The organism is Martinezella multihospitum (assembly GCF_900094585.1).
In the GTDB taxonomy this organism is placed as follows: domain Bacteria; phylum Pseudomonadota; class Alphaproteobacteria; order Rhizobiales; family Rhizobiaceae; genus Rhizobium; species Rhizobium multihospitium.
Genome location: NZ_FMAG01000002.1, coordinates 330,389 through 345,118 on the forward strand (window position 1 = coordinate 330,389; position 14,730 = coordinate 345,118).

Annotated in this window: 18 protein-coding genes; 12 read left to right on the top strand and 6 right to left on the bottom strand. The window is 60.8% G+C overall.

Features of this window, described 5'->3' with window-relative positions; translation table 11 throughout:
- The first annotated feature begins 14 nt into the window (after positions 1-14).
- A complete protein-coding gene (locus GA0061103_RS08405; RefSeq protein WP_092709542.1) occupies positions 15-779 on the top strand; it encodes a phosphotransferase enzyme family protein in 765 nt (254 codons plus the stop codon).
- Positions 780-783: 4 nt separating this feature from the next.
- On the opposite strand, the gene GA0061103_RS08410 is transcribed toward GA0061103_RS08405, so the two are convergent.
- Both GA0061103_RS08410 and GA0061103_RS08415 read right to left on the bottom strand, forming a co-directional pair.
- Entirely contained in the window at positions 784-1,443 is a 660-nt protein-coding gene (locus GA0061103_RS08410) for a ribonuclease HII (RefSeq protein ID WP_092709545.1), read from the bottom strand.
- A gap of 105 nt (positions 1,444-1,548) precedes the next feature.
- Positions 1,549-2,706 carry a PA0069 family radical SAM protein gene (locus tag GA0061103_RS08415; RefSeq protein ID WP_092709547.1) on the bottom strand — a complete coding sequence of 386 codons (1,158 nt, stop codon included), beginning with the start codon at positions 2,704-2,706 and terminating at the stop codon, positions 1,549-1,551.
- Between the two features lie 240 nt (positions 2,707-2,946).
- Here GA0061103_RS08415 and GA0061103_RS08420 point away from each other — a divergent pair, with 240 nt between their 5' ends.
- Together GA0061103_RS08420 and GA0061103_RS08425 are read left to right on the top strand one after the other, a co-directional pair.
- Positions 2,947-3,465, top strand: a complete 519-nt coding sequence (locus GA0061103_RS08420; protein WP_069612432.1) for a glycosyl transferase — start codon at positions 2,947-2,949, stop codon at positions 3,463-3,465.
- Positions 3,466-3,641: 176 nt separating this feature from the next.
- Entirely contained in the window at positions 3,642-3,950 is a 309-nt protein-coding gene (locus tag GA0061103_RS08425) for a hypothetical protein (RefSeq protein WP_092709550.1), read from the top strand.
- A 31-nt stretch (positions 3,951-3,981) separates the two neighbouring features.
- Here GA0061103_RS08425 and moaB read toward each other — a convergent pair whose 3' ends face one another.
- The 4 genes from moaB to GA0061103_RS08445 form a co-directional block, all read right to left on the bottom strand.
- Positions 3,982-4,536: a molybdenum cofactor biosynthesis protein B gene (gene moaB, locus GA0061103_RS08430; RefSeq protein ID WP_092709553.1), complete on the bottom strand. Its 555-nt coding sequence runs from the start codon at positions 4,534-4,536 to the stop codon at positions 3,982-3,984.
- Positions 4,536-5,450, bottom strand: coding sequence for a 4-(cytidine 5'-diphospho)-2-C-methyl-D-erythritol kinase (locus tag GA0061103_RS08435; protein ID WP_092709556.1), 915 nt, complete (start codon positions 5,448-5,450; stop codon positions 4,536-4,538). Before GA0061103_RS08435 ends, moaB begins: the two co-directional genes overlap by 1 nt.
- An 8-nt stretch (positions 5,451-5,458) precedes the next feature.
- Positions 5,459-7,315: a tetratricopeptide repeat protein gene (locus GA0061103_RS08440; RefSeq protein WP_092709559.1), complete on the bottom strand. Its 1,857-nt coding sequence runs from the start codon at positions 7,313-7,315 to the stop codon at positions 5,459-5,461.
- Between the two features lie 124 nt (positions 7,316-7,439).
- Positions 7,440-8,456 carry a polyprenyl synthetase family protein gene (locus GA0061103_RS08445; RefSeq protein WP_092709561.1) on the bottom strand — a complete coding sequence of 339 codons (1,017 nt, stop codon included), beginning with the start codon at positions 8,454-8,456 and terminating at the stop codon, positions 7,440-7,442.
- A 108-nt stretch (positions 8,457-8,564) separates the two neighbouring features.
- Between GA0061103_RS08445 and GA0061103_RS08450 the strand changes: the two genes are divergently transcribed.
- The 9 genes from GA0061103_RS08450 (at position 8,565) to GA0061103_RS08490 (ending at position 14,645) form a co-directional block, all read left to right on the top strand.
- Complete coding sequence (locus tag GA0061103_RS08450) at positions 8,565-8,795, top strand: putative signal transducing protein (RefSeq protein ID WP_092709564.1); 231 nt, start codon at positions 8,565-8,567, stop codon at positions 8,793-8,795.
- Positions 8,796-8,803: 8 nt separating this feature from the next.
- Complete coding sequence (locus GA0061103_RS08455) at positions 8,804-9,580, top strand: tRNA1(Val) (adenine(37)-N6)-methyltransferase (RefSeq protein ID WP_092709566.1); 777 nt, start codon at positions 8,804-8,806, stop codon at positions 9,578-9,580.
- A gap of 106 nt (positions 9,581-9,686) precedes the next feature.
- Positions 9,687-10,547, top strand: a complete 861-nt coding sequence (locus GA0061103_RS08460; RefSeq protein WP_092709569.1) for a S49 family peptidase — start codon at positions 9,687-9,689, stop codon at positions 10,545-10,547.
- A gap of 16 nt (positions 10,548-10,563) precedes the next feature.
- The gene (locus tag GA0061103_RS08465; RefSeq protein ID WP_092709572.1) at positions 10,564-10,755 is read left to right on the top strand and encodes a hypothetical protein; all 192 of its coding nucleotides are present in this window, start codon (positions 10,564-10,566) and stop codon (positions 10,753-10,755) included.
- A 93-nt stretch (positions 10,756-10,848) separates the two neighbouring features.
- On the top strand, positions 10,849-11,052 hold the full coding sequence (locus GA0061103_RS08470; RefSeq protein ID WP_245304709.1) for an AbrB/MazE/SpoVT family DNA-binding domain-containing protein: 204 nt from the start codon (positions 10,849-10,851) through the stop codon (positions 11,050-11,052).
- Between the two features lie 11 nt (positions 11,053-11,063).
- Entirely contained in the window at positions 11,064-11,456 is a 393-nt protein-coding gene (locus tag GA0061103_RS08475; protein ID WP_167376547.1) for a PIN domain-containing protein, read from the top strand.
- 126 nt (positions 11,457-11,582) lie between these two features.
- Positions 11,583-12,542: a glycine--tRNA ligase subunit alpha gene (locus tag GA0061103_RS08480; RefSeq protein WP_092709582.1), complete on the top strand. Its 960-nt coding sequence runs from the start codon at positions 11,583-11,585 to the stop codon at positions 12,540-12,542.
- 207 nt (positions 12,543-12,749) lie between these two features.
- Complete coding sequence (locus GA0061103_RS08485) at positions 12,750-13,301, top strand: LemA family protein (RefSeq protein ID WP_092709585.1); 552 nt, start codon at positions 12,750-12,752, stop codon at positions 13,299-13,301.
- Between the two features lie 87 nt (positions 13,302-13,388).
- Entirely contained in the window at positions 13,389-14,645 is a 1,257-nt protein-coding gene (locus tag GA0061103_RS08490) for a 3-phosphoshikimate 1-carboxyvinyltransferase (RefSeq protein WP_208603510.1), read from the top strand.
- The last annotated feature ends 85 nt before the right edge of the window (positions 14,646-14,730 follow it).

Here is a 14,730-nt window from a genome sequence, read left to right on the forward strand (position 1 = left end):
TTGAGGAGGGGCGGATGCAGACAGCGACAGGCGATGAACCGTTTCGTCAAGGCGATCTTATCGTGAGACCGGCTGCGGCATGGACACCGGGCGTGCACGCCTTGCTGGCTGCGCTGCATCGGCATGGTTTCGATGCCGCGTCGATTTCGGCTGGATATGATGGGGCCTGGGAGCGGGTGACCTATCTGCCTGGGGACACCGGCGATCTCGATGATCGCACTGATATGCGCGGCGAAATGGCACTGTGGTCGGCTGCATCGCTGCTGCGCCGCTATCATGATTGTTCTAGCTTGTTCGCAAAGGGCCTTGAGGCCGATTATACGTGGCAACTGCCGGCCCGCTCGCCCTGCGAGGTCATCTGCCATGGGGATTTTGCCCCCTACAATGTCGTCCTGAACGATGGCGAAGTGACCGGTATCATCGATTTTGAGGCTGCGCATCCCGGTCCGCGAATGTGGGATCTTGCCTATGCCATCTATCGCTGGGCGCCGCTGTCCTCCAGCGTCGCTATCGAGGGAATGGACACACTTGCCGCCCAAGTCGGTCGTGCCCGCATCTTTGTCGATGCCTATGGCTTGTCCATTGCCGAGCGTCCCTCATTGCCTGACCTCATCGTCGAGCGGCTTGAGGCTCTGTTGGCTTTCATGGAAGGGGAGGCGGCCCGCGGCATCGAGAGATATCGTCGGAATCTCCAGGACGGACATGATCGCGTCTACAGGGAAGATATCGCCTATATCAGAAAACGGTCGGCTGAAATCGTCGCGGGGCTGACGGGCTGAATGGTCAGACGGCCTCTTTGCGCAAGGGGCGAAAGCTCATGCGGTGCAGCGGGCAGGGACCATGCTCTTCGATGCCGGCGCGATGCTGCGCTGTGCCATAGCCGGCATGGGCTGCAAAACCATAGGCGGGAAAGACGACACCGGCGCGCGCCATCATCCGGTCGCGCGTTACCTTGGCGACGATCGATGCGGCGGCGATGGAGAATGAGCGCGCATCACCTTTGACCACGGCTTTTCCTGGGCAGGCAAGGCCCGTGGGCACATCCAGGCCATCGGTCAGCACATAGCTTGCCGGTACGGCCAGCGCACAAATGGCCCGCCGCATGGCATCCAGACTGGCCTTGCGTATATCCGTCGTGTCGATACGGCCGGCACTTGATGAGGCGATCGAGACGGTTGCCGTTGCCAGGATTTCGACGAACAATTCCTCGCGTCTGGCGGCGGTCAACTGTTTGGAATCGTTCAGCCCATCCGGGATACGCTCGGGATCGAGAATGACGGCGGCGGCCACGACCGGTCCTGCGAGCGGGCCTCGACCTGCCTCATCGGCTCCGGCAACCGGCCAATGGCCGGCACGGCGCGCAATCAATTCCAGCTCGAAAGTGGGGACGAGCGGAACGTCCTCGAACAGCATGGGAGAATCGGGTGGTGCACGGCGTGACATGCGGCGAAGCTCGCACACCACCCGATCTCCTGCAAGCCCCCGGTGGATCAGGGCGGCGAAGCCAGGGGCTTTTCCAGCGGGCACAGGGAAAGCCCGCGAGGATGGTCAGAGCAGCGAAAGCTGGACGCCACTGCCATCAGGCGGCACGAACAGGTCGTCGCGTAGCGCAATATTGCGGCGCGTCAGCGCGAGCCGGCGTGTTGCCATCTCGAAGCGGCGGCTGATCTGCCAGGCATAGGGTCCGGCACCCTTCATGCGCTTGCCGAATTCGGCATCGTAGTCCTTGCCGCCGCGCATCGAGCGGATCAGCGACATGACATGGCGATAACGGTCCGGATAGTTTTGCAGCAGCCAGTCGCGAAAGAGTGGGCTTACTTCCAGCGGCAGCCGCAGGATGACATAGCTTGCCTCCAGCGCACCGGCCGCTTTGCCGGCATCGAGGATACGCTCGATCTCATGGTCATTGAGCGCGGGAATGATCGGCGCCACCATGATCGAGGTGCGAATGCCCGCTTCGCTCAAGGCCTGGATCGCCTCCAGCCGCCGCGGCGGCGTAGCCGCCCGCGGTTCCATCGTGCGTGCCAGTTTGCGGTCGAGCGTCGTCACCGACAGGCCCACCCGCACCAGGTTCCTGGCGGCCATCTCCTTCAGAATGTCGATATCGCGCATGATCAGCGCCGACTTGGTGACGATGGCGACGGGATGGTTGGCTCGGTTCAGCACTTCGAGAATCTGGCGCATGATCCGCCATTCCTTCTCGATCGGCTGATAGGGGTCGGTATTGGTGCCGATGGCAATCACGCGCGGCTTGTAGCCGGGCTTTGCCAACTCGCGCTCCAGAAGCTTGGCGGCATCCGGCTTGGCAAACAGCTTCGATTCGAAATCCAGCCCCGCTGACAGGCCCATATAGGCATGGGTCGGTCGCGCGAAGCAGTAGATGCAGCCGTGCTCGCAACCGCGATAAGGGTTGATGGACCGGTCGAAGGGAATATCAGGGGATTCGTTGCGGGTAATCGCTGTGCGCGGCTTCTCCACCTGCACCTCGGTCTTGAAGGGCGGCAGCTCTTCGAAGCTCTGCCAGCCATCGTCGAAGGTTTCGCGCTGCTGCGGCTCGAACCGGCCGCTCGGGTTCAATCCGGCGCCACGCCCACGCCGGCGCTCGGCGTCGACCCTGAGACCGGCATCGGCGATCAAAGCATTGGCAACGTCTGCCGTATTGGCAGGCGCGAAAGCGGCCTGCCCTGCAAGGGACTGCTCGTTCATCGGTAGCTCCAGGGCGGCTCATGCCATCGCAGCCGCGTCTAAGATGATTAAATTCCTATCCGACAAATGAGAACATTGCAAGAACAAAAATCCAGGATCACCATTTTCCATCTCATTCACGGGAGGCATTTGGCGCTGCCGGCTTTGAGAATTTCCGGCAGCTTATGATGCTTTTCTTAAACGCTCGGGCCTGAGGGTTAGGTGCTGGCAATAAATTATGCGCCGCTCTATAAATGGGCAATGTTGACGGTCATCATCGAATGCCAGGATCACGAACCCGAGCTGGCGCAGACATTGGCGGCATTGGTGGCAGGCGCGGTCGAAGGACTGGTCAGCGACGTGGTCGTGCTCGATCACGGTTCCAGGGACGGCACATCGAAGGTGGCGGATGCGGCCGGCTGCCGGTTTTATTCGCAATGGGATATCAAGGACATATTGCGGTCTGCGAGGGGCGAATGGCTGCTGCTGGTCGAGCCAGGTGCGCGGCCGCAAGCGGGCTGGATCGATGAGATCGCCGAATATGTCTCGCTGAACAAGGTGCCGGCGCGCTTTACAGCATCGCGCGGTTATCGCCGTCCGTTTCTGAAGCGAATCGGCCGGCGTACGGCGCCGCTGGAACTGGGCTTGCTGCTTTCCAAGCACCAGGCCATCGCCGTCGCCAGATCGGGCATGGGGCTGGCGGAGTTCGCCAAGGGACAGAAGGGCCGACGGCTTTCAAGCGAGCTCATTCCGTCCTGGGTGGCACGCGCGGCGCGATAAGGCCCAGCGTTCCACAGATTTCGTTTGTAAACGCGAGAATAGCTGCGATAATTTGCATGTGGCGGCACCTTACGCGTGTCGCGTCAGGCGGCCGACCATGAAGATGCCGATATCAGGCGGAACTGGTCAGCGGAACTCTCCTTTTCCGCCGGGATTTCGGCGAAAGGAGGTGCGTTATGAAACGCACGATGCTCTACCGCCTCTTGGCAACGATCTTCGTTGCAAGTGCAATTCTTTTCCCCGGCATTGCCGCCGCTCAGGTGACCTTGGCCTGCGCCAAGCGCGTCGACATCGTCGCGTTCCTTGGCGACCATCTTTCGGAAAAGCTGTCGGCCGTCGGCAAGCTCGATCAGAGTACGATCGTTGAGATCTACGCTGCTGAGAGCGGCAACTGGACACTGCTGATGAGCGACGCTTCCGGCCGCAGCTGCATCATTCTCAGTGGCGACACTTGGGAATCAATTCCCACTCTGCCGAAGGCATGATGGGCGCGCAACGCCGCAGCGCGTAGAAGATCTACTTAGGCCGGGCGCCGCGCTTCAGATGCTCGTCGAGGCGCGGCATGATCTCCACGAAATTGCAGGGCATGTGCCGGTAGTCGAGCTGCGCCTTGAGGATGCCATCCCAGGCATCCTTGCAGGCGCCGGGAGAGCCCGGCAGCACGAAGATGAAAGTGGCGTTGGCGACACCGCCGGTTGCCCGCGACTGGATCGTCGCCGTGCCGATCTTGTCGTAGGAGATGCGATGGAAGACTTCCGAAAACCCATCCATCCGCTTCTCGAACAAAGGCTCCAGCGCCTCCGGCGTGACGTCCCGGCCGGTAAAGCCAGTCCCGCCGGTGGTAATCACCACATCGATCGCATCGTCCTTCGTCCAGGCTTCCACCTGCGCGCGGATGCGCTCCTTGTCGTCGGGCACGATGGCGCGAGCAACAAGCCTATGTCCGGCTTCCGCAATGCGGGCAATCAGCGTATCGCCGGATTTGTCGTCGGCGAGCGTGCGCGTATCGGAAACGGTCAATACGGCGATGCCGACGGGAATGAAGGATCTTTCGTTGCCTGACGCTGCCATCATGCCTCTCCCGCGATCGTTTCGGTTACCTGGAAATACCAGTCCGGCCGCTGCCTGTGAAGCGAAGCGGCGGCCGCCGTCGCCTGTTCGATATTCGTGAAGATCCCGAAGCACGTCGCACCGGAACCGGACATACGCGTCATGATCGGCGCCTGGCTGTCGATCAGGCTGGAGAGCGCCGAAATCTCACCGCAGATCGAGCGTGCTGGTGGCTCGAGATCATTGCGCAGGGTCTTGATCGTGTCGATCCATTCGCCATGTCCCTGCGGCATCTGCGATGGAAACAAGAGCGGCGGATTGTCCTTGCGGGTGAGCTGCCGGAACACATCCGATGTCGAGACGCCGACAAGCGGATTGCCGAGGACCATGGCAAAGGCGGGAAATCCCGGCAGCAGGTCGATCGCCTCGCCGATGCCGCGCGCGACCAGCGGTTGGCTGGCAAGGCACATCGGCACATCGGCGCCGAGTTTCAAGGCGATGGTCTTGACTGTCGCATCCGGCAGGGTAATGCGCCATAGCTGCATCAACCCGCGCAAGGTCGCCGCCGCATCCGCCGAGCCGCCGCCGATGCCGGATGCGATCGGCAGGTTCTTTTCCAGGTGGATATGGGCAGGAGGGGCATCGAAGCCGGCCGAGTTGGCTGCCTGTCGCAAGAGATCACGCGCTTTGAGCACGAGATTGTCGCCGGCCTCGGCATCGGCGGAAAGCAACGGGCCAAAACGTCCGGAAAGACTGAAGTCGTCATCTTCGCTTGCGCGAAAGAAAAGACGATCGCCATGGCGGGCAAAGCTGACGAGCATGTCGAGCAGATGATAGCCATCGGCGCGGCGGCCCGTGACATGCAGCGCAAGATTGATCTTTGCGGGCGCTTCTTCCGTGAGGTCGAAATCACCCGCTGCCAAGATCGTGTCCATCGGAGATCTTAGGACTTCTTGTCGACCGGCGCCGGAGCGTTCGTGTCGGGCGAGGGCGCGGGTGCCGGATCGGGCTGCTTGCTCTTGTCGACGGTCTTCGGATCGTTATCGAGCGGCGGCAAGCCCTTCTCGACCTTCTCCTTGATCTTCGGAATATCGGCCTCTTCCGGCTTCGAGGCGAGCGCTCGATTCCATTGATAGACGGCTTCGAGCTTACGGTTGACGCGCCAATAGGCGTCGCCGAGATGGTCGTTGATCGTCGGATCGCCGGCCTTCAGCTGTGCCGCCCGCTCCAGTTCGCTCACGGCGTCGTCGAAACGGTTTAGGCGGAAATAGGCCCAGCCAAGCGAATCGACGATGTAGCCGTCGTCCGGCCTCAGATCGACGGCCTTCTTGATCATGTCCAGACCCTGGTCGAGGTTCATGTTCATGTCGACCCAGGAATAACCGAGATAATTCAGGACCTGTGGCTGATCCGGATTGAGTTCCAGGGCCTTCTTGAAGTTCAGCTCGGCATCCGGCCACTTCTTGAGCCGCTCATAGGCGATGCCGCGCTGGAAGAATACGGCCCAGTCGCTGCGCTTCGGCACGGGGCCGATGATCTGCACGGCCTTGTCGTAATTGTCGGCCATGGCCTGGAAGTCCTTGGCATCCGAAAGGACGCTGCCATAGGCGAGATAGCTGCGGACATCGTTGGGATCGGAATCGATCAGTGCCTTCAGGTGCTTGCGCGCGTCGTCGACCTTGCCGGACTGGGCAAGCGCAAGGCCGAGCTGCAGCTCGGAGATGCGGGCCATCGGCGAATTATCGGGCACTTTCTTGTAGAAGGCGATCGCGCGATCGGTCTGGTCCTGCTTTTCAGCCAGCCCGCCAAGCAGAACCAGCGTATCGGCTGCCTTCGGATCGAGGGAGTTGGCGATCTGCAGGTAGAGCGAAACGACGTCTTCGGCGCCGTCGCGGTTCAGCGCTGCGCCGATGGTGAAGAGCACGGCGGCCGCACCTTCGCTGGCGTTCGTCACCTGCTGGTCCGGCGTATCGCCCTTGCTGATGCTGTCGCGCAGCGCATTCAGCGGCGCATAATTGCTGACGAGATTGTCGCCAACGGAGATCGCATCCAGGGCCTTCTGCTTGTCGCCAGCCTTGGCTTCAAGACGAGCGAGCGCCATGACGGCGCGCATGAAGGTGTCAGGTGCCGTCGCGCCGCCTGTCTTGTCGAGAATCGCGTCGTTCAAGTGCGAACGCGCCGATTTCAGGTCGCCGATCGTCAGGGCGATGGCGCCGGCATGATAGTTCTTGAAGATGTTGAACCAATCCGGTCCCTTCATCTTGTCGATCATCGAGATCGCTTCCTTGCCGCGGCCGGATCCGGCGCGCGCCCAGGCGGCGAGCAGGTTGGTCATCATCCGGTCCAGATCGTTCGGGCCGTTATATTTGAGGATTTCCTGTGCGGTGCGGTATTCGTGGCGGCGGATGGCATCCATGCCGCGCACGATCGTCGTGACGCGTTCGACGGAAGGATCGCTCTTCAGCTCGTTGGCGTATTTGACGCCTTCCTCCAGATTGCCGTTCAGCAGCAGCGAGATCATCAGCCGCTGGCGGATCTCCGGATTGCTTGGATCGATCATCAGCGCCTTTTTGTAGAGCGCGACGGCAGTATCGTAGTCGTGATCGACATCTGCAGTACGGGCGGCCAGGAAAGCGCCTGCGAACGTATCGACGCTATCCGGATCGAAAGAAGTGACCGGAGCACTGGCCTCCGGCGCTGCCGGCTTATCCTCTGCGCGTGCGCCAGTCAGGGCGGACACCGAAAGGATTGCCGCCAAGGCTACGCCCGAAAGGAAGCGGATGGCAAGTCTCTGCCGCATTAGAAAGCCTTTCATCAAGGGAATGGCCGGCGAAGTTGCCGGCGGCACAACGCATTCGTGTCAACTGATTCACAACAGGATGGCTTTTTTGAAGCGGCCCTGCAACAAATTCGGGTTGCCGCTATCAATTAACCCGTTCGATGCAGAAGTCGATCACTTCCAGAAGTGCCGATTTCCAGGGCGTTTCCGGCAATGGTGCCAAGGCATCCCGGGCGATGGTGCCGTAGTGTACGGCACGGGCAATTGTGTCGGCCAGTGCGCCGTATTTCGTGATCAGGCCAAGCGCCTTTTCCAGATTCTCATCGCTGTTGTTGCCGGTTTCGATGGCGTCACGCCAGAAGGCGCGTTCCTTCTCAGTACCGCGGCGATAGGCGAGGATCACCGGAAGCGTGATCTTGCCCTCGCGGAAATCGTCGCCGACATTCTTGCCGAGATCGGCAGCCTTGCCGCCATAATCCAGCGCATCGTCGACGAGCTGGAAGGCGAGGCCGAGATTGGTGCCGTAGGATTTCAGTGCATTACGCTCCGCCTTGCCGGCATTGGCGACGATCGGGCCGACTTCGGCCGCTGCGGCAAAGAGCGCTGCGGTCTTGGCGCGGATGACCGAGAGATAATCGTCTTCGGTCGTTTCCATGTTCTTGGAAACGGAGAGCTGCAGCACTTCGCCTTCTGCGATCACGCAGGCAGCCGACGAGAGCACGTCGAGCGCTTCGATCGAACCGACTTCGACCATCATGCGGAAGGCCTGGCCGAGCAGGAAGTCGCCGACCAGCACGCTCGCCTGGTTGCCCCAGATCATGCGGGCCGTGGATTTGCCCCGGCGCAGATCGCTTTCATCGACCACGTCATCATGCAGCAGCGTGGCCGTATGCAGGAACTCAACTGATGTCGCGAGCTTGATGTGGTTGTCGCCCTGGTAGTTGTAGAGGGCGGCGGAAGCGATCGTCAGCATCGGCCGCAGGCGCTTGCCGCCCGACGAGATCAAATGCTCCGCAACCTCGGGGATCATCTGCACATCCGAGCCGGCCTTGGACAGGATGAGCTGGTTGACGCGTTCCATGTCCGCCTTGGTCAGGTCCACCAAGGGCTTGATGGATGCCAGTTTATTCTTGCTTTCTTCCAGCGGTATCACGACGCCCAACGATCCGGACTCCTGTTCATTTTCTGCAAAGCACAATAAGAAGGGGCGAAACAGGCGGCAAGAGGCGAATTGTCTCGTCGCGTAAATTTGACAGGAATTCTAGGGCTTATGCACGAGCTGATCCGCACCAACGACCCCGTCCTACTCTCATTTGCCGAGAGCCTGATGAAGGATGCGGGGATTCATTGCCTGGTGGCGGATCAGGCAATGAGCATTCTGGAGGGTTCGCTCGGCATGCTGCCGCGCCGCTTTCTGGTGGAGGAAGAGCGGGCCGATCTGGCCCGCCGCATCCTGATCGATGCCGGTCTCGGCGACGAGCTGCGCCCGGTGCGGACCTGAGGTCGGCCATGACCGGCAAGCCCTCCGAAACCATCGATGCCTTCCATCGCGGCGCCTTTCATGTCGTCCAGCCGAAGGGCAGGGGGCACCGTTCCGGCATGGATGCCATGCTGTTGGCGGCGCTCGTCGCAGATGAGCGCTCCATACGGGTGGCGGATCTCGGTGCAGGTGCCGGAGCCGCCGGAATGGCCGTGGCGTCGAGACTGGACCGGGCGGAGGTCGTGCTGTTCGAGCGCTCGCCCGATATGGCCGAATTCGCCCGCAAAAGCCTGCTTCTGACGGAAAACAGCCGTTTTGCCGACCGTGTCTCGGTGATGGAGGCCGATGTGACACTGACAGGCAAGGACCGCAACGAGGCGGGCCTTGTCGACGACAGCTTCCACCATGTTATCATGAACCCACCCTTCAATGATGCCAGCGACAGGCTGACGCCCGATGCACTGAAAGCTGAAGCGCATGCCATGACCGAGGAGCTGTTCGAACGGTGGATCCGCACGGCAGGTGCGATCATGATCCCTGGCGGTCAGCTATCGCTGATTGCGCGGCCGGAATCGATCGGCGATATCATCACCGCCTGTGGTCGCCGCTTCGGCGGCATTGAAATCACCCCAATCCATCCCCGCGAAGGGGAGAGTGCGGTGCGCATCCTGGTGACGGCGATCAAGGGTTCGAGGGCGAGGCTCTCACTGCGCGCGCCTCTGATCATGCATGGCGAGGGGACGCATAAATTCTCCGATTTTGTCGACGACCTCAACAATGGCCGCGCCGCCTATCCGCGCCGATAGCGCCTGCATTGATGAATCTCTTCGTGAAATGCGGTCCGCAATGTTGCGTTTGCCGTTTCCATGCATACATCACGGGGCAGCAAACATCATGATTCAGGGATGACGAATGGTTGGGTTCTTGAGACGCATGCTTCCGAAGCGCTTCCGCAAGGAGGAGGTGATCGTACCCGTCGTCCGCCTGAGCGGCGTCATCTCTTCCGGTGGAGGGCCGCTGCGGCAATCGCTCAACCTTGCAGGCGTGTCGCAGGCGCTCGAAAAGGCCTTCAACATGAAGACGGCGCCAGCCGTTGCCATCGTCGTCAATTCGCCGGGCGGTTCTCCGGTGCAGTCGCGGATGATCTACAATCGCATCCGCGATCTCGCCGCCGAGAAAAACAAGAAAGTCCTGGTCTTCGTCGAGGATGTCGCGGCCTCCGGTGGCTACATGATTGCGCTGGCGGGTGATGAGATCATCGCCGATGCGACCTCCATCGTCGGTTCGATCGGCGTCGTCTCCGGCGGCTTCGGCTTTCCGGAGCTGCTGAAGAAGATCGGCGTCGAGCGCCGCGTCTATACAGCCGGCGCTAACAAGGCGATCCTCGATCCCTTCCAGCCGGAGAAGGAAAAGGACATCGAATATCTGAAGAGCCTGCAGCTGGAGATCCATAAGGTCTTCATCGATATGGTGCTCGAACGGCGCACAGGAAAGCTCTCGGCCGACGAGACGGTGTTCTCCGGCCTGTTCTGGACGGGAAGCCGCGGACTGGAGCTCGGCCTGATCGACGGTCTCGGCGACATGCGCCAGGAGTTGAGGAAGCGCTTCGGCGACAAGGTCAAGCTGACGCTGGTCACCACGCCGCGCAGCCTTTTCGGCCGCAAGGCTCCAGGCATCTCGCTTGGCGGCATGGATGGTATCGGTGCCGGCCTTGCATCCGGGCTTGCCGAAGCAGCAGAGGAAAAGGCATTGTGGGGCCGATACGGATTGTAATCGGGAGCGCTGGGTAATGCCCCAGATCATCTTTTTCATCGTCGCCATTGGCGGCATCTGGTTCTTGTATCGGCGTTTCGTCCGCGACGCTCAGCGGCTTGCCGAAAAATCCCGCCGCGCCGAAACGGAACGCCGCACCGGCGCGATGGGGACGTTGGTCAAGGACCCGAAGACCGGCGAGTATCACGTGAAGCGCGAGGATGAGTAGGGTCGAATTGCGCTGCATTCAAATTCATGATATACATTTTCTTATGTATATCATGAGAGGTGCTTCATGCAGGTAGCGAAATGGGGGAATAGTTTGGCCATTCGCATTCCTTCGTCCGTTGCCGACGCGTTGGATCTGAAGGAAGGCGACGACATCGTCGTTCGCATCGGCAAAGGTAACGCTTTCGAAATAGAGCGGGATGACAGCCGGCAGAGAGCTTTGGAAAAGATCAAATCGTTCAAGCTCAAGCTTCCCTCGGATTGGAAGTTTGATCGCGACGAGGCCAATTCGCGCTAATGCGTCCGGTCTTGGACTTCCTCGATACGAATGTTCTTCTATACGCTTTAATGGAAGATCATAGGGCGGAAAGGGCGCAGGCTCTCTTGGCGCAGCCGTTCGTGGTAGGCGCACAAGCGCTCAACGAATTTGCCAATGTCGGACGCAAGAAGCTCCACATGCCATGGGGGGATATTCGCGAGGCGGTTGAGGCTATAGTGAAATTGTCCGCGAACGTCATTCCGGTGAGTGAGAAAATCACGCTAGCTGCTCTGCAACTCGTCGAGCGGTATAATTTCTCCTTCTATGATGCGACCATGGTTGCTGCCGCGATAGAGGCTGGTTGTACGCGATATCATTCGGAGGACTTGCACGATGGCCTGCTGGTCGAAAAGCAACTAACGATCGTCAACCCTTTTCACTGACAGACCATTCTCTGCACCGCCGCAAATGCAATGTCCTTGTGCCCGGCAGCGCAAAAACCTTGACCCTTGTCTTCCATCGTGGCACCTGTCGCGGCAATCCACATCAAGCAGATAGTAGCGGATCCCATGACTGCCAACGTGCCCGACCACATGAACCCGAAGCGCTCCTTTCAGGCGCTGATCCTGACGCTGCACAATTACTGGGCTGACAAGGGTTGCGCGGTTCTGCAGCCCTACGACATGGAAGTCGGTGCAGGCACGTTCCATCCAGCGACCACGCTGCGTTCGCTGGGTCCGAAGCCATGGCGGGCCGCCTATGTCCAGCCGTCCCGCCGTCCGTCCGACGGTCGCTACGGTGAAAACCCGAACCGCCTGCAGCATTATTACCAGTATCAGGTCATCCTGAAGCCCAATCCGCCGAACCTGCAGGAGCTCTATCTCGGCTCGCTGAAAGCGATCGGCCTTGATCCGCTGCTGCATGATATCCGTTTCGTCGAGGACGATTGGGAAAGCCCGACGCTCGGCGCTTGGGGCCTCGGCTGGGAATGCTGGTGCGACGGCATGGAAGTCTCGCAGTTCACCTATTTCCAGCAGGTCTGCGGCATCGAATGTGCGCCGGTCGCCGGCGAACTGACCTACGGTCTGGAGCGTCTTGCGACCTATGTGCAGGGTGTCGACAGCGTCTATGACCTGAATTTCAATGGTCTCGAAGGCGAAGACAAGATCACCTATGGCGATGTCTTCCTGCAGGCCGAGCAGGAATATTCCCGGCATAATTTCGAATATGCCAATACCGAGATGCTGCATCGCCATTTCATCGATGCCGAGAAGGAGTGTCAGGCATTGCTGGCGGCCGGCGCGCCCGGCGACAGCGATAACCATCGCCTGCACAAGTGCGTTTTTCCGGCCTATGACCAGTGCATCAAGGCGAGCCATGTCTTCAACCTGCTCGATGCCCGCGGCGTCATCTCGGTGACGGAACGCCAAAGCTACATCCTGCGCGTGCGCACGCTTGCCAAGGCCTGCGGCGAAGCCTTCCTGCTGACCGATGCCGGCGGCGTCAACTGGAACCAGCAGGCCGCGTAAGCCTGAATTGCGGCCGGAGAGCGCAGGATGCTTGCGCTCCCAAAAGCTGCGATAACGGGATATGCTTTCCGAACAATCTCAAGGCGGATGTCCCCAGGATCGGGTTACGATGACCCGGTCTCGCTGCCGCATGATCGTTAAGCCGGGTGACATTGCCGGCAAATCTGCCTACTGTCCTTGTGGTTGCAGTCGCCCAGGGGATTCCAGATGTATATTCTTCTCGCGATCATAGTTCTGGCCGCGCTCTATGCCGTCTTCGTCTATAACGGGCTCGTTCGTGCGCGCCAGGTTGCCGAAGAGGCGTGGTCCGGCATCGACGTGCAGTTGAAGCGCCGTGCCGATCTCATCCCCAATCTGGTCGAGACGGTCAAAGGCTATGCCGGCCATGAGCGCCAGACCCTGGAAGAGGTTGTGGAGCTGCGCAACAAGGCACAGGCCGTGCCCGCAGGGGATGTTGCGGCTCGCGGCCAGGTGGAAGGCTTGCTGTCGCAGGCACTCGGCCGCGTGATTGCGCTCGCGGAAGCCTATCCCGATCTCAAAGCCAATACGAACTTCCTCGAATTACAGCGCTCGCTGGAAGGCGTGGAAGGCGAGATCCAGATGTCCCGCCGCTATTATAACGGTGCCGCACGCGATCTGAACGTCAAGGTCGAGTCCTTCCCGAACAATCTCATCGCCGGCCCCTTCGGCTTCGTCAAGAAGGCCTATTTCGAGGTGACCAACGAGGCCGATCGCGCCGTTCCCACGGTAAAGTTCTGAGATTTCCGCTATCGGTTTTTCATGCAAGGCGGTAAAGGATGCCGACCGCCGGCCATCGGCCGCCTTCTTGACTGACCAAAGAGAATGATGATGGGTAGAGCCAAACTCACGATTATCCCGCCGGGCAAGCCTTTGACCGGACGCGCCATGCCGCCGGGATCGAAGTCGATCACCAACCGCGCACTGCTGCTCGCAGGCCTTGCCAAGGGCACGAGCCGGCTGACCGGCGCGCTGAAGAGCGACGATACCCGCTATATGGCCGAAGCGCTGCGCGCCATGGGCGTTGTCATCGACGAGCCCGACGATACCACGTTCATCGTCACCGGCAGCGGAAAGCTGCAGGCGCCGGCTGCCCCGCTTTTCCTCGGCAATGCCGGCACGGCGACGCGCTTCCTGACGGCTGCCGCCGCTCTGGTCGAAGGCAAGGTCATCGTCGATGGTGACGCCCATATGCGCAAGCGGCCGATCGGCCCGCTCGTCGACGCATTGCGCTCGCTCGGCGTCGATGCCTCCACGGAAACTGGCTGCCCGCCCGTCACCATCAACGGCACCGGCCGCTTCGAGGCTAGCCGCGTGCAGATCGATGGTGGCCTGTCCAGCCAGTATGTCTCGGCGCTGTTGATGATGGCCGCCGGTGGCGACCGCGCCGTCGATGTCGAGCTACTGGGCGAGCATATCGGCGCCCTCGGCTATATCGACCTGACGGTCGCGGCCATGCGCGCTTTCGGCGCCAAGGTCGAGCGCGTGAGCCCGGTCGCCTGGCGTGTCGAGCCCACCGGCTATCATGCGGCCGATTTCCTGATCGAGCCGGATGCCTCTGCGGCAACCTATCTCTGGGCGGCCGAAGTGCTGAGCGGCGGCAGGATCGATCTTGGCACGCCGGCCGAGCAGTTCTCGCAGCCGGACGCAAAGGCCTATGATCTGATCTCGAAATTCCCGCATCTTCCGGCCGTCATCGACGGTTCGCAGATGCAGGATGCCATCCCGACGCTCGCCGTTCTCGCCGCCTTCAACGAAACGCCGGTGCGCTTCGTCGGCATCGAAAACCTGCGCGTCAAGGAATGCGATCGTATTCGTGCGCTGTCGAGCGGCCTGTCGCGCATCGTTCCGAACCTCGGCACGGAAGAGGGTGACGATCTGATCGTCGCATCCGATCCGGGTCTCGCCGGCAAGGTCCTGCCGGCGGAGATCGACAGTTTCGCCGATCACCGCATCGCCATGAGCTTTGCGCTCGCCGGCCTGAAAATCGGCGGCATCACCATTCTCGACCCCGATTGCGTCGCCAAAACCTTCCCGTCCTATTGGAACGTGCTGGCTTCGCTTGGAGTCGCTTACGAAGACTGACGCTCCGCCATCTTAGGGAGGGCTGAGCGCAGGCATATTCCTGACGTGAAGCGGCGCCGACAACGGCGTCGCAGCCGTCCTTTGG

What these genes read in the sequence shown, in the direction of transcription:
- GA0061103_RS08405 (WP_092709542.1), top strand. Translation starts at nt 15, where the DNA reads ATGCAGACAGCGACAGGCGATGAACCGTTTCGTCAAGGCGATCTTATC.
- GA0061103_RS08410 (WP_092709545.1), bottom strand. Translation starts at nt 1,443, where the DNA reads ATGTCACGCCGTGCACCACCCGATTCTCCCATGCTGTTCGAGGACGTT.
- GA0061103_RS08415 (WP_092709547.1), bottom strand. Translation starts at nt 2,706, where the DNA reads ATGAACGAGCAGTCCCTTGCAGGGCAGGCCGCTTTCGCGCCTGCCAAT.
- GA0061103_RS08420 (WP_069612432.1), top strand. Translation starts at nt 2,947, where the DNA reads ATGTTGACGGTCATCATCGAATGCCAGGATCACGAACCCGAGCTGGCG.
- GA0061103_RS08425 (WP_092709550.1), top strand. Translation starts at nt 3,642, where the DNA reads ATGAAACGCACGATGCTCTACCGCCTCTTGGCAACGATCTTCGTTGCA.
- moaB (WP_092709553.1), bottom strand. Translation starts at nt 4,536, where the DNA reads ATGGCAGCGTCAGGCAACGAAAGATCCTTCATTCCCGTCGGCATCGCC.
- GA0061103_RS08435 (WP_092709556.1), bottom strand. Translation starts at nt 5,450, where the DNA reads ATGGACACGATCTTGGCAGCGGGTGATTTCGACCTCACGGAAGAAGCG.
- GA0061103_RS08440 (WP_092709559.1), bottom strand. Translation starts at nt 7,315, where the DNA reads ATGCGGCAGAGACTTGCCATCCGCTTCCTTTCGGGCGTAGCCTTGGCG.
- GA0061103_RS08450 (WP_092709564.1), top strand. Translation starts at nt 8,565, where the DNA reads ATGCACGAGCTGATCCGCACCAACGACCCCGTCCTACTCTCATTTGCC.
- GA0061103_RS08455 (WP_092709566.1), top strand. Translation starts at nt 8,804, where the DNA reads ATGACCGGCAAGCCCTCCGAAACCATCGATGCCTTCCATCGCGGCGCC.
- GA0061103_RS08460 (WP_092709569.1), top strand. Translation starts at nt 9,687, where the DNA reads ATGGTTGGGTTCTTGAGACGCATGCTTCCGAAGCGCTTCCGCAAGGAG.
- GA0061103_RS08465 (WP_092709572.1), top strand. Translation starts at nt 10,564, where the DNA reads ATGCCCCAGATCATCTTTTTCATCGTCGCCATTGGCGGCATCTGGTTC.
- GA0061103_RS08480 (WP_092709582.1), top strand. Translation starts at nt 11,583, where the DNA reads ATGACTGCCAACGTGCCCGACCACATGAACCCGAAGCGCTCCTTTCAG.
- GA0061103_RS08485 (WP_092709585.1), top strand. Translation starts at nt 12,750, where the DNA reads ATGTATATTCTTCTCGCGATCATAGTTCTGGCCGCGCTCTATGCCGTC.
- GA0061103_RS08490 (WP_208603510.1), top strand. Translation starts at nt 13,389, where the DNA reads ATGATGGGTAGAGCCAAACTCACGATTATCCCGCCGGGCAAGCCTTTG.